The organism is Haloglycomyces albus DSM 45210 (genome assembly GCF_000527155.1).
In the GTDB taxonomy this organism is placed as follows: domain Bacteria; phylum Actinomycetota; class Actinomycetes; order Mycobacteriales; family Micromonosporaceae; genus Haloglycomyces; species Haloglycomyces albus.
The window spans coordinates 3071260-3091765 of the sequence record NZ_AZUQ01000001.1; the positions used below are offsets into that span (position 1 = coordinate 3071260).

General features: G+C 59.4%; 16 protein-coding genes and 3 pseudogenes. 9 read left to right on the top strand and 10 right to left on the bottom strand.

Annotation, left to right across the window (positions count from 1 at the left end; genetic code table 11):
- Nucleotides 1–9: 9 nt before the first annotated feature.
- Nucleotides 10–303 (top strand): annotated as a pseudogene (locus tag HALAL_RS19360) (DUF1990 family protein); the annotation flags it as partial.
- Nucleotides 304–1289: 986 nt separating this feature from the next.
- Here HALAL_RS19360 and HALAL_RS17820 read toward each other — a convergent pair.
- Nucleotides 1290–1622 (bottom strand): VOC family protein, encoded by a 333-nt coding sequence (locus HALAL_RS17820; protein WP_425402651.1) that lies wholly within the window; start codon nucleotides 1620–1622, stop codon nucleotides 1290–1292.
- Between HALAL_RS17820 and HALAL_RS19520 the strand changes: the two are divergent.
- A pseudogene (locus HALAL_RS19520) lies at nucleotides 1557–1748 on the top strand (WCX domain-containing protein); the annotation flags it as partial. The gene HALAL_RS17820 and the pseudogene HALAL_RS19520 sit on opposite strands and share 66 nt — an antisense overlap.
- Nucleotides 1749–1826: 78 nt before the next feature.
- Here the strand turns inward: HALAL_RS19520 and HALAL_RS19365 are convergent.
- Nucleotides 1827–3331: pseudogene (locus HALAL_RS19365) on the bottom strand (SulP family inorganic anion transporter).
- A 189-nt stretch (nucleotides 3332–3520) separates the two neighbouring features.
- On the bottom strand, nucleotides 3521–4234 hold the full coding sequence (locus HALAL_RS0114215; protein WP_025274635.1) for a polyamine aminopropyltransferase: 714 nt from the start codon (nucleotides 4232–4234) through the stop codon (nucleotides 3521–3523).
- 103 nt (nucleotides 4235–4337) lie between these two features.
- Between HALAL_RS0114215 and HALAL_RS0114220 the strand changes: the two genes are divergently transcribed.
- Nucleotides 4338–4655, top strand: coding sequence for a nucleoside triphosphate pyrophosphohydrolase family protein (locus HALAL_RS0114220; RefSeq protein ID WP_025274636.1), 318 nt, complete (start codon nucleotides 4338–4340; stop codon nucleotides 4653–4655).
- Between the two features lie 260 nt (nucleotides 4656–4915).
- Here HALAL_RS0114220 and HALAL_RS18725 read toward each other — a convergent pair whose 3' ends face one another.
- Nucleotides 4916–5524, bottom strand: a complete 609-nt coding sequence (locus HALAL_RS18725) for a TetR/AcrR family transcriptional regulator (RefSeq protein WP_025274637.1) — start codon at nucleotides 5522–5524, stop codon at nucleotides 4916–4918.
- A gap of 93 nt (nucleotides 5525–5617) precedes the next feature.
- Here HALAL_RS18725 and HALAL_RS18275 point away from each other — a divergent pair, with 93 nt between their 5' ends.
- Entirely contained in the window at nucleotides 5618–6973 is a 1356-nt protein-coding gene (locus tag HALAL_RS18275; RefSeq protein ID WP_025274638.1) for an MFS transporter, read from the top strand.
- A gap of 88 nt (nucleotides 6974–7061) precedes the next feature.
- Here the strand turns inward: HALAL_RS18275 and HALAL_RS0114235 are convergent, their stop codons facing one another.
- Both HALAL_RS0114235 and thpR read right to left on the bottom strand, forming a co-directional pair.
- Nucleotides 7062–9425 (bottom strand): ATP-binding cassette domain-containing protein, encoded by a 2364-nt coding sequence (locus HALAL_RS0114235; protein ID WP_025274639.1) that lies wholly within the window; start codon nucleotides 9423–9425, stop codon nucleotides 7062–7064.
- Nucleotides 9426–9486: 61 nt separating this feature from the next.
- On the bottom strand, nucleotides 9487–10023 hold the full coding sequence (gene thpR, locus HALAL_RS0114240) for an RNA 2',3'-cyclic phosphodiesterase (RefSeq protein WP_025274640.1): 537 nt from the start codon (nucleotides 10021–10023) through the stop codon (nucleotides 9487–9489).
- Between the two features lie 76 nt (nucleotides 10024–10099).
- Here thpR and HALAL_RS0114245 point away from each other — a divergent pair, with 76 nt between their 5' ends.
- The gene (locus HALAL_RS0114245; protein WP_025274641.1) at nucleotides 10100–10882 is read left to right on the top strand and encodes an SDR family NAD(P)-dependent oxidoreductase; all 783 of its coding nucleotides are present in this window, start codon (nucleotides 10100–10102) and stop codon (nucleotides 10880–10882) included.
- A gap of 122 nt (nucleotides 10883–11004) precedes the next feature.
- Complete coding sequence (locus HALAL_RS17825; RefSeq protein WP_025274642.1) at nucleotides 11005–13320, top strand: Hsp70 family protein; 2316 nt, start codon at nucleotides 11005–11007, stop codon at nucleotides 13318–13320.
- Here the strand turns inward: HALAL_RS17825 and HALAL_RS0114255 are convergent.
- The 3 genes from HALAL_RS0114255 to HALAL_RS0114265 form a co-directional block, all read right to left on the bottom strand.
- The gene (locus HALAL_RS0114255; RefSeq protein WP_156937758.1) at nucleotides 13314–13688 is read right to left on the bottom strand and encodes a restriction system modified-DNA reader domain-containing protein; all 375 of its coding nucleotides are present in this window, start codon (nucleotides 13686–13688) and stop codon (nucleotides 13314–13316) included. The two genes, HALAL_RS17825 and HALAL_RS0114255, sit on opposite strands and share 7 nt — an antisense overlap.
- A 70-nt stretch (nucleotides 13689–13758) precedes the next feature.
- Complete coding sequence (locus tag HALAL_RS0114260; protein WP_025274644.1) at nucleotides 13759–14220, bottom strand: peroxiredoxin; 462 nt, start codon at nucleotides 14218–14220, stop codon at nucleotides 13759–13761.
- 3 nt (nucleotides 14221–14223) lie between these two features.
- A complete protein-coding gene (locus tag HALAL_RS0114265) occupies nucleotides 14224–15123 on the bottom strand; it encodes a hypothetical protein (RefSeq protein WP_025274645.1) in 900 nt (299 codons plus the stop codon).
- A 96-nt stretch (nucleotides 15124–15219) separates the two neighbouring features.
- On the opposite strand from HALAL_RS0114265, the gene HALAL_RS0114270 reads away from it, so the two are divergent.
- Both HALAL_RS0114270 and HALAL_RS0114275 read left to right on the top strand, forming a co-directional pair.
- Nucleotides 15220–15885 carry an NAD(P)H-binding protein gene (locus HALAL_RS0114270; protein ID WP_025274646.1) on the top strand — a complete coding sequence of 222 codons (666 nt, stop codon included), beginning with the start codon at nucleotides 15220–15222 and terminating at the stop codon, nucleotides 15883–15885.
- 158 nt (nucleotides 15886–16043) lie between these two features.
- Nucleotides 16044–17498 carry a catalase gene (locus tag HALAL_RS0114275; RefSeq protein WP_025274647.1) on the top strand — a complete coding sequence of 485 codons (1455 nt, stop codon included), beginning with the start codon at nucleotides 16044–16046 and terminating at the stop codon, nucleotides 17496–17498.
- A gap of 40 nt (nucleotides 17499–17538) precedes the next feature.
- Here HALAL_RS0114275 and HALAL_RS0114280 read toward each other — a convergent pair whose 3' ends face one another.
- Nucleotides 17539–19704 (bottom strand): terpene synthase family protein, encoded by a 2166-nt coding sequence (locus HALAL_RS0114280; protein WP_025274648.1) that lies wholly within the window; start codon nucleotides 19702–19704, stop codon nucleotides 17539–17541.
- Between the two features lie 161 nt (nucleotides 19705–19865).
- On the opposite strand from HALAL_RS0114280, the gene HALAL_RS0114285 reads away from it, so the two are divergent.
- The gene (locus HALAL_RS0114285) at nucleotides 19866–20342 is read left to right on the top strand and encodes a VOC family protein (protein ID WP_025274649.1); all 477 of its coding nucleotides are present in this window, start codon (nucleotides 19866–19868) and stop codon (nucleotides 20340–20342) included.
- Nucleotides 20343–20506: the final 164 nt, after the last annotated feature.

Genomic DNA, 20506 nt, shown 5'->3' on the forward strand with positions numbered 1-20506 from the left:
CACTTTGTACTTTCACCGGCTTCCTGTCCCGTGCCGTGTGGTGTGGTGTGGTCGGAAAATACCAACAATAAGGCCGCTTTCGCGTACGGCTCGTTGCCTGGGCATCCCGAACAAGGCGAGGCCGCGTTCATCTTGGCGCGCGTCGACGACTACACGGCGACGTTTACTCTCCGGTCATTTTCCCGGCCGGGAGCCTGGTGGAGTAACGCCGTCGCGCCGCTGACTCGACTTCTCCAGACCAGGGCCACTCGACGGTTCATCACTACCATGCGCGACCATGCGATCTACCTGAACGGCAAGTAGCGGACGCAGTCAGTCCACACGCTGCTCGGGATGTTCCAGCGGCTCTATTAGTTCGATGAGATGGCTCATCGGCCCGTTTCCGCTATTTTGCATTCAGGGTCCGTCGACCACCCCTGAATCGCCCACCTCTTGGGGCAGGCGTTTTTCAGGATTACTTGCGGGAACTACACTTCTCGTAAGTTACATTGTGGACAGTCGTGAGTATCTTTTTTAGCTTTTTTATTTTCTTTTTCCCGAAATTAAAAATAATCCAATAAATCGGCCCTCACGATGCCGTTGCTACATTCAGATTACGGAGACACCTAGCTCCCGCCGTATTGACGGATACTTCTGGTCGCGATGCTTTCGCAGCCCTCGTTCGGCCGACCCACATCTCGAAGCCAAGGTCTCCAGACGTGCTCGATAAAAGAGTCTCGCGCCAAATTTCCGGCAGACAGGATCGTTTGTACCTGGGGTTGAGTACGGCCGGCCGCTTTCCGGGCCGTCTACGGCGGCCTCAGGGCGTTAATGCAGTTCAAAGCAGGTGAAAACCGGGCGAGCGTCTGCCCGAACGACATCGTTTTCCTGATCGGAGATTCCAGCGGCGCAGACCTCCGGATTTGTCCGTGGGGTTAGCCGTTCACAACGGTGCGCGGTTGAATACTTGAGTCCGAAGCAAGCCGCCCGCGCAATATCAGTAAACGGTATCCGGGCAACTGCGATAGCCAAGCAACCGCCTACGCCGCAGGGCTTGCGGTGTCAGCCTGTGGAGACCGCGCCACCGGGAGGTCGACGAATCAGGAACCAGTGGCCCCGCGAGGGGACCATGCCAACCTTCGGGTTGGAATCCCCCGGATTTATCCGTGGGGAGGAGGTCAATGTTGTCCGATGCTTCAGCGCCCACGTCGGGATTGATATCAGTGGAGTCGCGTGGAATCCGAGTCAATAACGCTTTAGTGATGTTGTCCTGGCGAACTAGTTACCCAGGACAACATCGAATGTGGGAGCTAATCCACGGGTGTCACCCGGATCAGGTTTCCGTCGGGGTCGGTCGTAATGAAGGTACGTCCGAAAGGGGCGTCTTCGGGTTCCAGCACAACGGTGACGTCTCTTGCCTTCCATTCGGCGAATCTTGTGTCAATGGCTTGTGTACCGCGCAGTATGGTGAGGCAGACCTCGCTCGGTCGCGACGAATCCTCGGCAATCGGTTGTCGGTGCACGCCAATGGCGACGATCAGTGGGTCGAAGCAGATCTTCGGTATCGAGAACTCGATGACGTCAGACAGATCCTGGGATTTGCCACGAGCGTCGAGGTGATCTCGCCCCCGGAGGCCCGTCACCGGTTGACGGAACTCGCACGAGAAATTCTCCACCATTATGGCGAGCGCGCCTTATTCGACCCAACGAGTCTTCTTTCAGGCCCCGTCGGCGGCGCTGTGGTTGTATCTGTGTCTTTCGGCGGTTGATTCGGTTTATCGGAGAGGGTCGGTGGGGCGCGTTTGATGAGGGTTGTGGATGTGGTTTTCCGGCCCTCTCCGATGGCGTTAGTGTGCTGTGGTGAGTTCTCCTGAGAGGGTTTCGTGGATGTCTTTGGAGGCTTTGTTGAATCCGATGATTTCGACTTTCTTGTCGGCTTTGTGGAATTTTTCTTGGACTGCGTCGAGGGCGGCGACGGCGGAGGAGTCCCAGATGTGTGCGTCGGTGAGGTCGATGACGATCGCGTTGGCTTGGTCGTGGTAGTCGAATGCTTCGACTAGTTGGTTGGAGGAGGCGAAGAATAGTTGTCCGGTGACGGCGTAGACTTCGGTTCGGCCGTCGGGGTCGGTGACGCTGGTGACTTCGACGAGGTTGGAGGCTTTTCGGGCGAAGACGATCATGGCGACCATGACGCCTACGCCTACTCCGATGGCGAGGTTGTGTGTGGCGACGGTGGCGGCCACTGTCGCGATCATGGTGATTGTTTCGCTGGTGGGCATTTTTTTGAGTGTTTTGAGGCTGATGGAGTGCCAGTCGAAGGTTACGAAGGCGACGAGGACGGCCATGGGGATCATGCCTACGACGTCGCGGAGTGCGACGACGAGTAGTAGTAGGAATCCTCCGGCTGCGAATGTTGATAGGCGTGTTTTGGCGCCGGATTTCACGTTGACCATTGTTTGGCCGACCATGGCGCAGGAGGCCATGCCGCCGAAGGCGCCGACGAGTGTGTTGCCGATTCCTTGTCCGAGTGATTCGCGGGTTTTGGAGGAGTGGGTGTCGGTGGCGTCGTCGACGACTTTCGCGGTCATGAGGGATTCTAGGAGTCCGACGAGGGCCAGCCCTAGTGCGTAGGGGGCGATGGTTTGGAGTGTTTCGAGGTTGAGTGGTATGCCGGGCAGTGTCAGCCAGGGTAGTCCGCTGGGTAGTTCGCCCATTGATGAGACGGTGGGGACTGCGATGGTGAATACGGCTGTCATTGCGGTGAGGGCGATGATGGCGACCAGTGGGGCTGGGATGGCTTTGGTGATCAGTGGGAATAGTCCGATAATGGCGAGGGCGCCGGCGGCGATGGCCCAGACTGGCCAGGGTTCGCCTTTGAGGTGTGGGATTTGGGCGAGGAAGATGAGGATTGCCAGGGCGTTTTGATGAAGCCGACGAATACGCTGCGTGGGATGTAGCGCATGACTTTGGCGATGCCGGTCAGGGCGAGGATGATTTGGATGATTCCGGCTAGGAGTGTTGCGGCGATCATGTGGCCGACGCCGTGGGAGGCGACGAGGGGTGCGACGACGAGTGCCATGGCGCCGGTGGCGGCTGAGATCATGGCCGGTCGTCCGCCGAGGAAGGCGATGGATACGGTCATGATGATGGGGGAGAATAGTCCTACGCTGGGGTCGACTCCGGCGATGATGGAGAAGGCGATGGTTTCGGGGATGAGTGCGACGGCTACGAGTAGTCCGGCCAGTAGTTCAGTTCGTATGAATGGGATAAATGGTTTGGGTAGCGTAAAGCGGCGCTGTGTGGTGACAGGTTTCAATAATCTTCCAGGGATGGTCGTGGGCGCGCGATGCATCGTTGGGTAGCGCTGGGAATAATTAAGGCCTTTTAGGTAATTTTATCCCGTTGCGTACTCCCATGACCACTGAAAATGACTCTGAACACGTGCCGTCGCTTATGGATCACGACATGTCTTGTGTAGTTTGTTTGGTTTTCTGGTTGGTGTAAAGCCGTATTTAGTCCTTATTGGATTTTGGTTCGCTTGTTATCGTTGTGCGAGATAAACGGTGTTTGAGGATTGTCCTCCCGTGAAGGGGTTGTGGAACCAGACTCGGTGGGCTTCGATGTCGCTGAATGCTGTGTCGAGTACCGCCATGAATTCGTCTTCGGGTGGGTCGTCGGACCACATGGCGAAGATGCCGTCTGGTGCGAGGAAGCGTTCTAGTTCTTGGAGGCCTGACGGCATGTAGAAGGGGCGGTGGGATTCGTTGAGTACGTGTTGTGGCGAGTGGTCGATGTCCAATAGGATCGCGTCGTATTGTCGGCCGGGGTGATCGGGGTCGAAACCTATCTCTCCCGCGGCGGAGGCGAAGAAGTCGGCGCATCTGAGCGTGGTGCGGGGGTCTGCGGCCAGGCCTGCAGTGTCGGGAATGAGGTTGTCTCGGTTCCAATCGATGAGTACATCGGAGTATTCCATGACCGTTAGGTCTGCGACTCGATCGTCGCTCAGGGCCGCCTTTGCCGTGTATCCCAAGCCGAGACCACCGACTAGGACGGATAGCGCATCGCCGTGGAGACGTTCGAGTGCGCGATGAGCCAGTTCTTCTTCGGCAACCGGAAAGAGGCTGGACATGAGGAAATCGTCGTCGAGTTTCACTTCGTATACATCGGTCTGAACGATCGGGTCGTAGCGGCGCCGTAGAGTGATCTCACCGAGAGGTGTCGACTGCCATCCGAGTTCTTCCACGCGTCTATTCACGCCGTTATCTAATCATGACTCCATCGAGGAGAGGCACGGGGATACGGTGTTATCGAACCAAAACGTATGATCGATTTTTGCTCGTTTTAGTTGAAGGGCACACATGGATATTGAGAAGTTGACCGAGAAGGTCGACCAAGTATGCCAAGGATATGTGGACAAATTCGGCATCGAGCCCGACGACAATTGGCACGTTCTGAAACTTCAGGAAGAAGTAGGAGAGCTGACGCAGGTGTACCTGCAGATGAAAGGACAGGCGCGACTTAAAGGCAAGAACAATGAGGAAATTCATGCGGATTTCCGTGCTGAAGTGGCCGACGTGTTCTGCCAGATACTGTTGCTTGCCCATCACCATGGTATTGATTTGGCTGCGGAAGTCGATACGAAATGGCTTGCCTGGCTTCCCAAAGGACAGCAATGATTTATAAGCCAAGCCGTCGCGTCACGGAACGTCCGTGGCGAACCGTAGAGACCCAGTCAGGCTAGAGAATAGTGGTTTCGACCCGGCCACATGCCGAATGGCTACACTCCGAGAACTCCTCGCGCCTCGGGTCCTGAAATCATCGTCGACGGGGCTTGGGCGACGGGAAAGACGCTCCGCGACATGTCCTGCTGCGCACCGTCAATCCAGCGAGCATGATCCGACGGTTGCCGTATCGCCGTCGGACCATCGGCGTCTCCCTAGCCGTTGAGAAAGGTCCGTTCCAGCATGAACGCCAACTTGACGCCGAACTTGTCGCTATCCCAGTTGCGTTCGTTGATCAATGCGTCCATCATGTCGGTCGACACCAACGACCAGAGCATGTCAACGGCATCCTCCACCGTCCATTCGGGCGACAGATTACCTTCGTCGGCCAGCATTCCAATTATGAAACGGCAGTTGTCCAGCTGCCGTTCGGCGGTATCCAGGCGGTATTGCCGCACGACCGGGTCGGATTGCTGCGAGTAGCGCACCGCTCGGTCCACTTCCAACACGTTCGTGTGCACCCGTGCCAGATGATAAGCCCATTCCCGCAAGGCCTCCGGGCCGTTCGCGGCGTTCCATACGTGTTCGAGGGAATCGACCAACCCCAGCTCTTCCACAACGTGGTCGTGCAGCGCGGGAATGAGATCCGGCCGGTTCGCAAAATGCAGATAGACGGCCCGCCGGCTGACTCCGGCTCGTTTGGCCACCTCCCCCATGGTGAGTGCGTCGAATCCGTCGGCTTCAACGATTTCGGCAATGGCGTTCAGCAGAGCGGCCCGAGTCCGCCGCCCGCGGGAGTTTTGCGGATCAGATGTATTTGTCATCACTCATGTCCTTATTTTGCTTGCCTAAAACTTCTCAGGTTGTGTAGTTTACAAGGTACACACCTTGTGAAGTTTAAGGAAGGAACCAGACCAGTGACACACCCCGACGTTCTTCCCCGAATACAGAACCGGTGGATCCATGTCATCGGCGCGGGCCTGCTGCTGTTCATGATCCAATTGGACGCACTGACCGTCAGCGCCTCCATCCCGACGATTACCACCCAGCTCGACACCACACCGGCAGTGGCACAATGGGCACTCTTGGGCTACACCCTCCCGGCGATTGCCTTCGCCTATCCGGCCGGCCGGTGGCTCTCGACCATAGGACAACGAACGGCACTGCTCTATTCCATCACCGGGTTCGCCGGAATCGGAATTCTCGCGGCCTTGTCCCCCACCATCGAATTGCTCATCACCGCTCGGGTCGGTCAGGGCTGTTTCGCCGCCCTGACCTTCGTCCTCATGCCCCTCTGGGCCAGCGACGCAGTACAGCCGGAAAAACGCGGCCGCGCCATGGGAATCGTCTTCACCATCGGACCCCTCGGAGGACTCCTCGGCCCCTTCATCGGTGGACAATTGACCGACCTCTTCGGATGGCAGCCGATCTTCCTTCTCAACCTGCCGGTCGCCGTAGTCACCCTCGCCATCGCCGCCACTCTTCCCGCTGATGGACGCCTCCACACCCCCAACGGAGAGACCATAAAAGACGCGCTACTGATGACCGCTGCAGCCGGCGTGGTCATGGTCAGCCTGACACTCGCGTCGGAAACACATCTCGCCTACCTCGCCGGGCTACTCGTCGCCGTCCCCATTCTGATCACCTGGCTGCGGCTTCCAGCGGGCGAACAGATCAAACGACTGCTGGCCATCACAACCGTTCGCGGCTCACTGACGGCACTGTGGGCCCAGACGGCCGTACAGCTGGGCATCAGCCTACTCATTCCCTTCTTCGCACAACGCGAACTCGGTGCCTCGGCCGGTGAGACCGGAATACTGCTGACCGTATTGGCACTGGGGATGATCGTGGGAAGCCCCGCCTCCGGCTGGCTCAGTGACTACTGGGGAGCACGTCAGACCGCAGCCACCGGAATGATCGGCATCGCCCTGGGCGCTCTCAGCCTGGTGGGGTTGAACGCCGACTGGTCCCTTCTCGACGTGACCTGGCGAATGGGGATCCTCGGGTTGGGAATCGGCTTGTTCGCGGGAGCCCAGACGGCACTGACGATTTCAGCCGTACCCGCCAACCTTGCCTCGGCCGTATCAGGTGCGATCAGTTTGGCACGACAATGTGCGATCGGTACGGCCCCCGCGTTGGCCACCATCGCGTGGAGCCTAGGCGACTACGGGATAACGGGAATGCGCATGGCCATTATCGGTGCCGCGATCATCGCCGTCATCGGATTCGTCGCCGTCGTCAAAGGACGAACGGAACAGGCGGCCCACACCTAACGATCACAACCACGCGTCACACCTAAACCACCCCGCGAGCGCCGATACCGATTCCCGGCATAGTGCCGGAAGGCGCTCGCGGGGTGGTTTAGGTGTTGCTGTTGTCGGCGAGGTGTTTGCCGGTGAGTGTGGTGGGGTTGTCGATGAGTTGTTGTGGTGTGCCTTGGAAGACGATGTGTCCACCGTCGTGGCCGGCTTCGGGGCCGAGGTCGATGATGTGGTCGGCGTGTGCGATGACGGCTTGGTTGTGTTCGATGATGATGACGGTTTTTCCGTTGTCGACGAGGTGGTCGAGTAGGTTGAGGAGTTGTTGGACGTCGGTGGGGTGGAGTCCGGTGGTGGGTTCGTCGAGGAGGTAGGTTCCGGCTTTGTCTTTCATGTGGGTGGCGAGTTTGAGGCGTTGTCGTTCGCCTCCGGAGAGGGTGGTGAGGGGTTGTCCGAGGTGGAGGTAGCCGAGTCCGACGTCGTTGAGGTGGGTGAGGATGGTGTGGGCGGGTTTGAGTGGGGCGGGTCCGTTGGGGTGGAAGAATTGTTGGGCTTCGGTGACGGGCATGGCGAGGATGTCGCTGATGTTTTTGTTGCCGAGGTGGTAGTTGAGGACGTCGGGTTGGTAGCGTTTGCCGTCGCATTCTTCGCAGGTGGTGGTGACGCTGGCCATCATGCCGAGGTCGGTGTAGATGAGGCCGGCGCCGTTGCAGGCGGGGCAGGCGCCTTTGGAGTTGGCGCTGAATAGGGCTGGTTTGACGTTGTTGGCTTTGGCGAAGGCTTTTCGGATGGGTTCGAGGAGTCCGGTGTAGGTGGCGGGGTTGCTGCGTCGGGAGCCGCGGATGGTGCTTTGGTCGATGGCGATGGTGGTGTTGTCGTGTGGCATGGAGTCGTGGATGAGGGAGCTTTTTCCGGAGCCGGCGACTCCGGTGACGGCGGTGAGGATGCCGAGGGGGATGTCGACGTTGATGTTTTTGAGGTTGTGGGTGTTGGCGTTGCGGATTTCGATGGTGCCGTTGGGGGTGCGTGGGTTGGTGTTGAGGGTGATGTGGTCGTTGAGGTGTTGTCCGGTGAGGGTGTTGCTGTTGGTGAGTTGTGGGACGGTGCCTTCGAAGCAGATGTGTCCGCCGTCGGGTCCGGCTTTGGGGCCGAGGTCGACGATGTGGTCGGCGATGGTGATGGTTTCGGGTTCGTGTTCGACGACGAGGACGGTGTTGCCTTTGTCGCGTAGTCGGGTGAGGAGGGTGTTCATGCGTTGGATGTCGTGGGGGTGGAGTCCGGCGGTGGGTTCGTCGAATATGTAGGTGATGTCGGTGAGTGGGGAGCCGAGGTGGCGGATCATTTTGGTGCGTTGGGCTTCTCCTCCGGAGAGGCTTCCGGTGGGTCGGTCGAGGGAGAGGTATCCGAGTCCGATTTCGACGAAGGAGTTGAGGGTGTGTTGGAGGGTGTTGATGAGGGGTGTGACGGTGGGTTCGTGGAGGGTTGTGGCCCATTCGGCGAGGTCGTTGATTTGCATGGCGCAGGCGTCGGCGATGTTTTTTCCGTTGATGGTGGAGGTTCGGGCGGTTTCGTTGAGGCGGGTTCCGTGGCATCCGGGGCATTCGGTGTAGGTGACGGCGCGGTCGACGAAGGCGCGGATGTGGGGTTGCATGGCGTCGGGGTCTTTGTTGAGGAATGATTTTTTGACTCTGGGGATGAGTCCTTCGTAGGTGAGGTTGGTGTTTTCGATTTTGATTTTGGTGGGTTCGCGGTAGAGGAAGTCGTTGAGTTCTTTTTTGGTGTAGTTGCGGATGGGTTTGTTTCCGTCGACGTATCCGGATTGGGTGATGGTGCGGACGAGCCAGCCGTCGGGTTTGTAGTTGGGGATGGTGATGGCGCCTTCGTTGAGAGTTTTGGTGTCGTCGTAGAGTTCGGTGAGGTCGAGGTCGGTGATGTGGCCGCGGCCTTCGCAGTGTGGGCACATTCCGCCGTTGACGGTGTAGGTTTTGTGTTCTGTTTTGCGGTTTCCGCGTTCGACGGTCATGGCTCCGCTGGCGCGTATGGTGGGGACGTTGAAGGAGTAGGCGTTGGGTGGTCCGATGTGGGGTTGGGCGATGCGGCTGTAGAGGATGCGTAGGATCGCGTTGGCGTCGGTGGCGGTTCCGACGGTGGACATGGTGTTGGCTCCCATGGGTTCTTGGTCGACGATGATGGCGGTGGTGAGTCCTTCGAGGACGTCGACGTCGGGTCGGGCGAGTGTGGGCATGAATCCTTGGAGGAAGGCGCTGTAGGTTTCGTTGATGAGTCGTTGGGATTCGGCGGCGATGGTGTCGAAGACGAGGGAGCTTTTTCCTGATCCTGATACGCCGGTGAAGACGGTGAGTCGGTGTTTGGGTAGTGCGATGTTGATGTTTTTGAGGTTGTGTTCGCGGGCGCCTTGGACGCGGATGTGGTTGTGTTGGTCGGCGCGGTGTTGTGCGGTGTTCATGGTGTGCTCCTTCGTGGTGGTTGGTTGGGCTCGGGTCGTTTTTATCGTGTGGGTGTGACGTTTATTTAATCTGATTTGTGGGTTGGTTGGGTGGGTTTGGTGGTGTTGGAGTGAGTGAGTGGTAGTCGGTGATTTGGTATCGGCGTTGTTGTTGTGTTTGGTAGAGGGCGAGTGCTGTGGCGGTCCAGCTGGTGGATTGCCAGTGTTGTAGTGGGGTGGTGTCGTTGGGGTGGGTGTTGTGGGCGAGGGTGAGGTGTGGGAGGAATGGGCGGGTGTCGTGGTGTAGTCCTCGGTTGTTGAGTTGGTGGCGGAGTTCGTTGGCGAGGTTGGTGAGGGTGGTGATGTCGCCGTCGAGTCCGGTGCAGAGGTGGCCGCTGAGGTGGAATGCTCCGGTGCAGGTGAGTGTGGGTGCGGGGTGGTGTTGGGCGGTGTGTCGTAGGATTTCGGTGGTGGTGTGGTGTTGGTCGTTGGTGAGGTTTCCGAGGTAGGCGAGGGTGATGTGCCAGCTGTCGGGGTCGTAGAGTGTGGTGTTGGCGTTGAGGGTGGGGAGTTCGTTGTATATGGTTGTGGGGACTGGGAGTCCGATGAAGTAGTGCATGTGGGGACCGCCGATTCTGTTACTGGTGGGTATCACTTCAGGAATTGAGTCATTACCGGTGGTATATACTCAAATAATGTCTAATGTTAGTGATGATCGCCCGATTGCGTTGGTAACGGGCGCGACGGCGGGTATCGGTACGGCGTTTTGTCGGGCGTTGGCGGCCGACGGATATCGTTTGGTCCTTTCGGCACGCAATGAGGAGCGCTTGAAGGAATTGGCGGAGTCGTTCGACGGCGCTGAAGTGTTGCCACTGGATCTGTCCACTGACGATGGTATGGGCCGACTGGAGCGGTTCGCCGCCTCACGTCGTATCGATATGCTGGTGAACAATGCGGGTTTCGGTTTGAGCGGCACGTTTTTGAAGGTGCCCGCCGCGGATGAAGTGGCGATGCACCGCCTGCACACCGAAGCGGTGCTACGGGGGACCTTGGCGGTTCTGCCCGGCATGGTGGAGCGCGGCGGCGGTCGTATCGTCAATACCGCCTCGGTGGCGGCGTTCTTCCCCGGCAGCACCTATGCGGCGTCGAAATCGTGGGTGGTGAGCTTCAGCCAGTCGGTGGCGTCGGAAGTGGCCGCCCACGGAGTCAACGTCACCGCCCTGTGCCCGGGTTTCACCCGCACGGAGTTCCACCAACGCGCCGGAATGAATATGAGTAAGCTTCCGGAGTTCATGTGGTTGGACGCCGATCGAGTCGTCAAGGTCGGTTTGCACCATAACCGTCACGGCAAAGCCGTCTCGGTGCCCGCCCTGCAGTACAAGGCCATGTCGACACTGGGTCGATTGTTGCCCATGGGCCTCAGCTCCAAGGTGTTGGGGACCATCAGCCGCCGGCGCGTCGAATCGGCACGCCACTGAGCCTGATCGGATCACAATCATTATGTCGTCCGAGGGACGATCAGGCGGTCCGTTACTCGGACGACATAAGATAAGCGATAGGCAAACGTTCAGCTTTGTCATTGCCCGGTATCGTTAATACCATGCACGCGACTTCGACAACCTCCGCCCTGGGTATCGACTTCGGAACGACTCATACGGTCGCCCACCTACGTCACCACGACAATCGCATTACCGCGCAATTGTTCGACGGGAATACTCTGTTGCCATCGGCCGTCTTCGCCGAAACCGACGGCTCTCTCACCACCGGTCGCGATGCGGTCGACAGTGGACGACATAACCCCGAACGTCTCGAACTCAACCCCAAACGCCGCATCGACGACGGCAGTGTCTTCCTCGGAGCCGACGACTACCCCCTGGAACAACTGGTCGCCGCCGTCCTATCGCGAGTAAAAACCGAATGCGAACGCACCGCCGCCGCGCTGGGACCGGTGACGATCACCGTTCCCGCCTCATGGGGTGCGACCCGGCGCCTGGTGATTCAGGATGCCGCCTCACAGGCCGGTTTCGGCCAGGTGACGTTGGTACCCGAGCCGGTAGCCGCAGCCAATCATTTTCTGAGCCTCAGCAATGTTTCGGTGCCCGACGGTGGCGCGGTGGTCGTGTACGACTTCGGCGCGGGCACGTTCGACGCTACCGTTCTACAACGACAGGGTGGTGCGTTGAACGTGGTGGCATTGGACGGTTCTGATTCTCTCGGTGGTTTGGACGTCGATCAGGCGTTGGTGGAATACCTGGTCGGTCAATATCCGGATGAGGATTGGTCATGGCTGAACTCCCCCGCTGGCACGCAACAACAACGTTGGGTACGGGAATTCTTCGACGCGGTTCGTACCGCGAAAGAACGGCTGTCACGGCAGACGACTGCAGAGGTTCATCTACCGCATGGCAGCTCCGCCACTCATCTCACCCGTGCTGAGCTCGACGAGGTGGTCGCTCCGCTGATTCGTCGTACGGTACGCACCACGCAAGGAGTGATTCGCGCCAGCGGTATCGGCCCTGACGCCGTAGCGGGTATTTTTCTAGTCGGCGGTTCTTCACGTATGCCCATTGTGGCCACAACCGTTCATGAACAGTTGGGCATGGCTCCCGTTGCTCTCGAACAGCCCGAGTTGGCCGTATCAGAAGGGGCGTTGGTCAATCCCGCCGCGGCAGCATCACCGCCTTCTCCTCCCCCTCAGGCATTTAGTCCTCCAGCCCCAGTGGAGCCGAATCGACCTCGTCGCCTACGTACGATGGCGGCCGTCAGTTCCGTCGCGGCCGTGGCAGTGGTAGCTCTAGTGGTCGCATTCGTGTTGCTTCCCGGTGACGACAACGGTGACGGGACCGGTGGCCACATCGATGATGCCGCGAATTCGTCCTCTAGCGACGATACGACGGAGAGCTCGTCTCCCTCTACCGGACCGGACGATGAGGTCGTCGACGATCCCGATTCAGACGTCGTCGACATCGATCAAGCGGCCTGGAACGACCCGGTATTGGAAGTCGACCCCGAGTTCACCGGAAATATCACCGCTACCACCTCGGTCGAAACCGCCTCCGGTCGAATGTTCGCCCTCGGCAGTCAAGGAGGGCGCGTGAGCCTGTGGGACGACGAGATGGGCCAGCACATCGGTACCTTCACCCAACATTCGGAGGAAATACACACCATCCGTTTCGTCAGCTATGACGACACGCTTTGGGTTCTGTCACAGACCGACAGCGACGTGTACGTGTGGAACAGCTCCGATACCGGCGATTACACTGAAATCGAGCAGGATTACGACTACGACGCCGTTAAATGGGTCGGCCAGTATCGCGGCCAGATCGCCGTAGCCGAAGGCCATAAAAACGTGACCTTCCGAGGTCTTTTCACCGGCGAAAAAATCGATACCGTCCGTGGCGGCTGTTCCAACAACGCAGGTTCGGCCGTTGTCGAACAGGACGATACCGTCTACGTCGTTGCCATGTTCGACTGCGATGACGAACGCATCGGTGTCGTCAACGCTTCCGACGACGACGCCCCCACCGTCGTCGAATCACAAATCCTCGACGAAACGGTCCGCGAACTCGGCGTCAACATCGTCAACGACAAAGCCTACGTCGCTTCCTATCAATCCAACGGACGCCTCCGGCTATGGTCGTTGGACAACCTGACGTTGATCCCCAATAACGTCACCGACCAATATCAAACCGTTGAGTGGGTAAAACCAATCAGACTGGACGGACACGTCGGGCTCGCGTGGAACGGCGATCAAGGGAGCGTGAAGTTCGCCGGGACCGAAAGCCCCACACCCGTCGGAGAGATCGAGCTGGACTCCGACGCGACGCTCGGGCCGGTTTTCACCTACCGTGGCCATCCCGTGGTCTTGATCGCCACCGCGCAAGGAATGATCGAGTTCCGAAGTCTCGCTCACTGATCGAGTGGTCGCCCCTCGCGGTAGGCTCCCTCCACCTCCCGCACGAACGCCCAACGCGTGCCGATCCATACCTGCCAGGCGTCGTAGGCACCGCTCGGTGAGCCGGTCAAGGCCCGCATCGCCGCCGACGGAGTGCGAAACCGCCCCAAATGCGCGATCCTAATGTAGCCGTCACGTTCCACGCTCGCCTCAATCGTCCGCGAACCCACACGAATACGCATCTGAGCACCCGGATCGAACAGCCCGTCGGCCATGAAGTCGGCGAACTTCACATACATGGCGTCTCGGCGGTGGGGACGCCGCCAGCTCAACGGCGGCGTCCCCGGCAGAAACTCACGCGGCGGCGGTGGAATCTCATCGTCACTCACTCCCCCACCGTATCCGCCCCACAACGTGCCGACTCTCAATTGAGACCAACCCCGCCTCCCCCGCTGGGAGTTATCGCAACGCCGCCAACGCCGCGTCGGCATGGCGGTTCATATTGGATTCGTCGTGAACGTGCGTGACGACGCGCCGGTCGGTACCGATCACAAAGGTATCGCGGGTCACTTGTGTCGAACCGTCGGCGTTGGTGATGAGAACTCCGAACAGTTCGGCAACCCTGCCCTCGACATCGGACAGCAAGGGGAAATCAAAACCATGAGTATCGGCGAACTCCGTCTGCCGCGCAACATCGTCCATGCTGATACCCACACTATGAGCTCCCGCCTGCCGAAACTCCGCGTTCATGTCACGAAAACGGCACGCCTCAGCCGTGCATCCCGGCGTCATCGCCGCCGGATAGAAAAACAACACCACGGGACCGTCGACAAGCAGTTCGGACAGTCGTTGGGCACGACCCCGCTGGTCAGGGAGAGTGAAGTCGGCGACGGTATCGCCCTCGGAAGGTGGTGTGGTCATGTGTCACTCCTTGTCGTCGTTGTCGTCGATACGTCCCCAATTATGGAGAACCGTCAGCGTGTTCAAGGTGATAAAACCAGCCCATTCACAGCGGACAGCATCTGTCCACATAGGGAAGTTAGCAGGCCATCCGCCGTCGTCCTGTTGCGCCTCGACCAACACGTCAAGGTGCCGATCGATCGTTGCGGTGTCGAACAACCCCGCAGCGAGAGTACCGGGACGGCCGGCCAGGTCGAGCGGAAAATGCACATGGCCGGACGCGTGTGGATCAAGACTGACGGTCGCGAGAATCTCTGGAATACACCGCTCCAGGGCCCGCAGCGCGCGCTCGCGGTCGGGAACGTATTCGAGAAAGGTGAGCAGGCACTTAGCCGCATAACCGTCGGAGACGGTTCCGTGTTCGGCGTAGTCCCAGCAATACTGTTCGGCGCTCGCGCGCCAGGCGGAATCATGATGCAAGGCGTGTAGGAAACCGACGACGGCACCGGTGGGATTGATAGAGGCCTTCAGACTCCCGTCGGAGTAGGTCTGCGGCTGCCACCAGGGCGCGTGAGGTTGATCGGTAATGGTGTCGAGGACCCACGGGAGCGCCTTGTCAATGGCGTGGGAGTCACACCATCCGGTGAGACCGTCAAGAACCGTGGAATCGGACGAGCTTATCTCATTGAGGTGATGAAGCGCGATTTCGGCGTGCTGCGGTTGACTGGTGGGCCCACGCAGATCCGGCTCCAACGCCCAGGCGAAACCACCGTCAGGGTTTTGGTACCCCCGCAGAACGTCCAGGACGGGAGCGCTCGGACCACCGCGGTGCAGGTATTCGGAACGCCGCAGGTCGATCAGGCGAGCGTTACGGTACAGAAAATCAACGGCGTTATGGTACGCCTGCGGAGAAAGAGTCTTCATGGCCGTAGCCTAACGATAGGCTCCGACATCCACCCGGTATTCCAGGTAGGAGACGCTAGTGTGGAGAGTATCGTCTACTGTGAGGAGTATTGTGTCATGCGTGTGGTTATAGCCGGCGGTCACGGTCAGATAGCTCTGTTGTTGGAACGCCTTCTAGCCGACCGAGGCGACACCCCGGTAGGGATCGTCCGCAATCCCGACCACGTCCCCGACGTCACCGCCACCGGCGCCGAAGCGGTGGTATTGGATCTGGAGGAGGCCTCCGTCTCCGAACTGGCCGAGCAACTGTCCGGAGCCGACGCGGTCGTATTCGCTGCCGGAGCCGGGCCCGGCAGTGGTATTGAACGGAAGGAAACAGTGGACAAAGCGGCGGCGGTTCTACTGGCCGACGCCGCCGAAAGAGCCGGAGTACCCCGATATGTGATGATATCGGCGCGGCGCGTCGACGACCCGACCGCCGCCGATCAGTCGAATCCGGTGTTCGCCGCCTACCTACGAGCGAAAGCCGCCGCCGATCAAGAGGTGCGCGCGCGTCGTTCCTTGCAGACGACGATCGTGCGTCCCGGCAAACTGACCGACGAGACGGCGACCGGTCGAGTGCGGGTCGCCCGCCAGACGGGCACCGGCTCGATTCCACGGGCCGACGTGGCCGCCATGGTGGCGGAGACGTTGAACCGACCCGAAACAGCCGGTCACACCTTCGAACTCGTGTCCGGTGACACCTCGATCGATCAGGCGTTCGCCCAAGTCGCCGGATGGTAACCGCTCCAGCAACGTTGGAAGGTCGATTTCGGCGACCGTCTGCGCCTGGACGCGAAATTCACTAGGCTCTTGACCAGCTATGGCCCCAGCGAACAGCTGGGGCTCACACTTCAGTATTGGTGCCGCATCGGCTCGATGCGGTGGTGAGGAGCCGATAGATGAGTGACGACCCGAAGACGACATTGACGTCAGGCATTGAAGTCGCCAGCGACGAGAACTCGTTGAGTGTGGGCCGTGACGGCCCACTCCTGTTGCACGACGTACATCTGGTGGAAAAACTCGCACAGTTCAATCGCGAGCGCGTTCCGGAGCGGGTGGTGCATGCGAAGGGTGGTGGGGCGTATGGTGCGTTTGAAGTGACCAATGACGTCAGTGATTTCACGTCGGCGTGTGTTTTTCAGCCGGGGGCGCGGACTCCTATGTTGGCGCGGTTTTCGTCGGTGGCCGGGGAGTTGGGGAGTCCGGATACGTGGCGTGATCCGCGTGGTTTTGCTTTGCGGTTTTTTACCGATGAAGGTAATTACGACATGGTGGGTAATAATACCCCGGTGTTTTTCATGCGGGATCCGACGAAGTTCCCTGATTTTATTCGGTCGCAGAAGCGGCATCCGGTGACTCATTTGCGTGATCATGATATGCAGTGGGATTATTGGTCTTTGTCGCCTGAGTCGGCGCATCAGGTGACGTGGTTGATGGGGGATCGTGGGCTTCCGGCGTCGTGGCGGCATATGGACGGGTTTTCGTCGCATACGTATATGTGGATCAATGCGGCGGGGCGGCGGTTTTGGGTGAAGTATCATTTCCGCACCGATCAGGGTAATGATTTCTTGCCGCAGGATGAGGCGGATCGTTTGGCGGGGGTGGACGCGGATTATTATCTGCGTGATCTGTATACGGCGATTTCGCAGCGGGAGTGTCCTTCTTGGACTTTGTCGGTGCAGGTGATGCCGTTTGAGGATGCGGCGGATTATCGGTTTAATCCGTTTGATTTGACGAAGGTGTGGCCGCATGCCGATTATCCGTTGATCGAGGTGGGTCGGATGCGGTTGGATTCGGTTCCGGAGAATTATCATGTTCACATTGAGCAGGCGGCGTTTTCTCCGTCGAACTTTATTTCCGGGATTGGTCCGTCTCCGGACAAGATGCTGCTGTCGCGTATGTTCGCTTATGCCGATACGCATCGTTATCGGGTGGGTGTGAACGCGGGTGAGTTGCCGCCGAACCGTCCTGCTTCGGTGGTGCGGTCGTATGCGAAGGATGGCGCGATGCGGCAGGTCCCGGCGAACGTGGGGGCGGTGTATCACCCGAATTCGTATGGTGGCCCGTCGGCCGGTGGGCAGGAGAGGACGGCTGAGGCGACGTGGACGGTGGAGGAGGCGGATTTGGTGTTTCATGCCTATTCCAAGCGTCGCGATGACGATGATTTCTCGCAGGCGGGCACGTTGGTGCGGGAGGTTATGGATGATGCCGCTCGTGACCGGTTGGTGTCGAATGTGGCGGGGCATTTGTCGCAGGACGTGTCCGAGCCGGTATTGCAGCGTTCGTTGGAGTATTGGCGTTCGATTGATGCGACGGTGGCTGATCGGGTGGCGCAGCGGCTGTCGGAGGCGTAGTTGTCCGGGCGGGGCTACACCAAGCCCCGCCCGGTTGTGGTTATCCGGCGGTGTGTGCGGTGTTGAACGGCCGGAGGGCGGCCGTTCCGATGCCGGTGGGACCGACGAGACCGGGACGAGGTGGTAGTTCTTCGTCGCGGTAGCGGTTGGTTTCTTTATGCCAGTTCATGATCGCTGACATCCACCGTTGTAGTTCAATCGCGTAGGTGTCGATGGCGTGGCGTGCGTCGTCGTTGAGCTGATGGTGTTCGTACAGTTGTGGCAGGTCGTGGTCGATGATGTATTGGAACTGTCGCATACGTTCGCGCATGAGGTGGGCGACGTGGCCGAAGGCCTCGTTGGTGGGGCATTCGAGGAACTGTTCACATACGGCTACTCCGTTGAGTAGTTCGCCTTCGAATTCGATTTCCTTGCGGTAGGAGTACACGTCGTTGGTCAGGCAGGCATAGTCGGCGGCGGAGTTCTCCAGTTCGCGTATCGGTCGGGTCTGGTAGATCTCGTCGGGTACCTGACGTCCGTGTTTCATTCGCGCTAGGGCCATGGTCATATCGGATCCGAAGGTCTTGCGTCGCATTTCCATGTAGTCGATGGGGTCGGGGGTGCGGTTTTGGCGGTGTTGATGCAGTTCCCACACCCAGCTGTCGATCATGGTGATCACCGCGTCGCGGAATTCTCCGTATTGGTGTCGATTGCCGTTGGCGGTGGTCCGGCGCCACAGGTCGTCGAGACCCGCTTCCAGGGGGTTGAGTGGGCCGGGAGTCTCGGTGTCGTCGAGGGGCATGAACAGGCGTAGTCGTTTGTTCTGTGCATGTGCGCCGCCGAGGTCGCCGCTGTGTCCGAATACGATGGGATAGTAGTCGTCGCCGTAGGTGCCCCAGGCGAGCCAGTCGGACGACAGGTTGAGATTGTCGCCGTCGCATTCGGGGTCGATTCCGGCTGCGCACAGTGCGAGGTCCATCCCGTCGAACTGGTCGTAGCCCCAGATTCCGGGGAGGCCGGGAAGGCTGGCGAGCATTCCCATTTTGTCGGCCCAGGCGATGTTGTGGTCGCGCGCGGCGGGCAGGTGCGGGTTGAGTTCGAGCCCGTAGGGCATGTACAGCTCGGGCAAGGTCACCGGTCCGACCGGGCGGGGCCGTGGCGTGGCGTGTTGTCGTGGGCCGTCGAGGTAGGTTTTCCACTGCGCGGTGGGGTTGGGTGTGGTGTTTTCCTTCATGTACCTGCTGGACCGCATGTGCCATTCGTGGCCGCCCGCTTGCCAGTCTTGGAGCCCTTTGGCCCAGGCGGCGATGGCCGTTTGCGCGTCCGCTCCGGCTCCCATGGCCGCACAGGTGGGTCCGACCTCGGTGAGTGCGGTGTTGTCGAATTGGTGGAGTCGGCTGGTGAGGAGAGAACCGGTGATGTCGGCGGCCCGTTGTGTGTCGGTGTCGAAGAATCGCTCGAACACGAGGACGGCGTTGGCGCATTCACCTTCGTCGTTGACTTCTCTCTGATAGGAGAATAGGTCATTGCGCAGGTGGACGGCGTCGGAGAAGGTGTCGCGGAGGACTTCGACGGGTCGCGAGCGCGCCACGTCGGCCGGTAGGGCCATGCCGTTGGCGTATTCGACGAGGTTGGCCGACCATGGTGCACCGCCGACCTTGCGGCGCATGGTGACGTATTCGATCGGGTTGGCGACGCGTTGATCGTTGATGTTCGACAGTTCCCACAGTGATTCGATCATGAGGTTGTGGGTTGAGGTGATGAAGCGTTGTTGCCAGTCGTCGCTCATGTCGGGGGCGGTACGTTGCCACAGGTCGGCCAGACCGGCTTCGGCGGGATTGGTGACTTCGGGCATCGTCTGCGATCCGGTCGGCATGAACGTCTCCAGGCGTTCCAGGTAGTCACGGCCGCCCTCGATGTCATGGGTGTATTTGTAGGCGTCGAGGAAGTGGTCGTCGAAGTAAAACACCCACACGTACCAGTCGGTGATCAGTTGGAGGGTCTGTTCATCGCAGTCGGGGTGGGTGTAGGCGCATAGAAGGCCGTAATCGTGACGTTCGAGTTCCGCGCGGTCCCAGATGACGCCTCCGCCGGTGGAAGGAGCGTCAAGCATCCCCATTTGCTGTGCCCATTCGGTCGAATGACGGCGTGCGCTGTCGAGATGTGGGTTCAGGCGAGCCGGATAAGGGGTGTAAAAGGACGGCAGGGTGAACGGTGCCTGCGACATGGTACTCCTCAGGTCGGGTTGGACGGGATATATCACTGTCACTGTAGGTACTGACCGGTTCGGATCGTGGCAGCGGAACTTCCGCGCGGGTGTCGTGTTGCGGCGGCGATTAATTCACGGCGGCCGTATCGTCTATACAGGCGACTACCGAAGGAGAAATCATGAAAAAGATCATCACGAACCTGTGGTATGACACCGACGCCCTCGCGGCGGCCGAATTCTATTGCTCGCTGTTTGACGACTCCGAGATCATCTCAACCAGCTATTTCGGTGAAGCCGGGCCGCGTGAGGCCGGAATGGTGTTGGAGGTGCACTTCCGTCTGGCCGATCAGGAGTTCGTCGCACTCAACGGCGGTCCGGGCTATACCTACACTCACGCGATGAGCCTGTATGTCAACTGCGACGATCAGGCCGAAATCGATCGATTGTGGGAGGGGCTGCTCGCCGACGGCGGTTCTGAGATCGAATGCGGCTGGCTCAAGGACCGTTGGGGTGTGCATTGGCAGATCATTCCCACCGTTCTGCCTGAGCTGATCAGCGCGCCCGACCGAGACGCGGCCAACCGAGCCATGAAGGCGATGCTGGGGATGAAGAAAATCGACATTGCCGCGCTCCACAGCGCCTACGACGGAAAATAGACCATTGTGTCTGGTCGTGTATTGCATTGACCAGACACAATGGATTCAACATGGACGCTACTTTTATTGCACACCATGCAAAAATCCAGCGCTTCCCGCCTCTTCAATGGACCTACAAGTCGAACAAAAGTAGGAATATGCTACTCTCTGGTGGCCCATTTGAA

Bases quoted from the DNA above. Each gene is read 5' to 3' on its own strand.
- HALAL_RS0114220 (WP_025274636.1), top strand. From the start codon at position 4,338: ATGGATATTGAGAAGTTGACCGAGAAGGTCGACCAAGTATGCCAAGGA.
- HALAL_RS18725 (WP_025274637.1), bottom strand. From the start codon at position 5,524: ATGACAAATACATCTGATCCGCAAAACTCCCGCGGGCGGCGGACTCGG.
- HALAL_RS0114235 (WP_025274639.1), bottom strand. From the start codon at position 9,425: ATGAACACCGCACAACACCGCGCCGACCAACACAACCACATCCGCGTC.
- thpR (WP_025274640.1), bottom strand. From the start codon at position 10,023: ATGCACTACTTCATCGGACTCCCAGTCCCCACAACCATATACAACGAA.
- HALAL_RS0114245 (WP_025274641.1), top strand. From the start codon at position 10,100: ATGTCTAATGTTAGTGATGATCGCCCGATTGCGTTGGTAACGGGCGCG.
- HALAL_RS17825 (WP_025274642.1), top strand. From the start codon at position 11,005: ATGCACGCGACTTCGACAACCTCCGCCCTGGGTATCGACTTCGGAACG.
- HALAL_RS0114260 (WP_025274644.1), bottom strand. From the start codon at position 14,220: ATGACCACACCACCTTCCGAGGGCGATACCGTCGCCGACTTCACTCTC.
- HALAL_RS0114265 (WP_025274645.1), bottom strand. From the start codon at position 15,123: ATGAAGACTCTTTCTCCGCAGGCGTACCATAACGCCGTTGATTTTCTG.
- HALAL_RS0114270 (WP_025274646.1), top strand. From the start codon at position 15,220: ATGCGTGTGGTTATAGCCGGCGGTCACGGTCAGATAGCTCTGTTGTTG.
- HALAL_RS0114275 (WP_025274647.1), top strand. From the start codon at position 16,044: ATGAGTGACGACCCGAAGACGACATTGACGTCAGGCATTGAAGTCGCC.
- HALAL_RS0114280 (WP_025274648.1), bottom strand. From the start codon at position 19,704: ATGTCGCAGGCACCGTTCACCCTGCCGTCCTTTTACACCCCTTATCCG.
- HALAL_RS0114285 (WP_025274649.1), top strand. From the start codon at position 19,866: ATGAAAAAGATCATCACGAACCTGTGGTATGACACCGACGCCCTCGCG.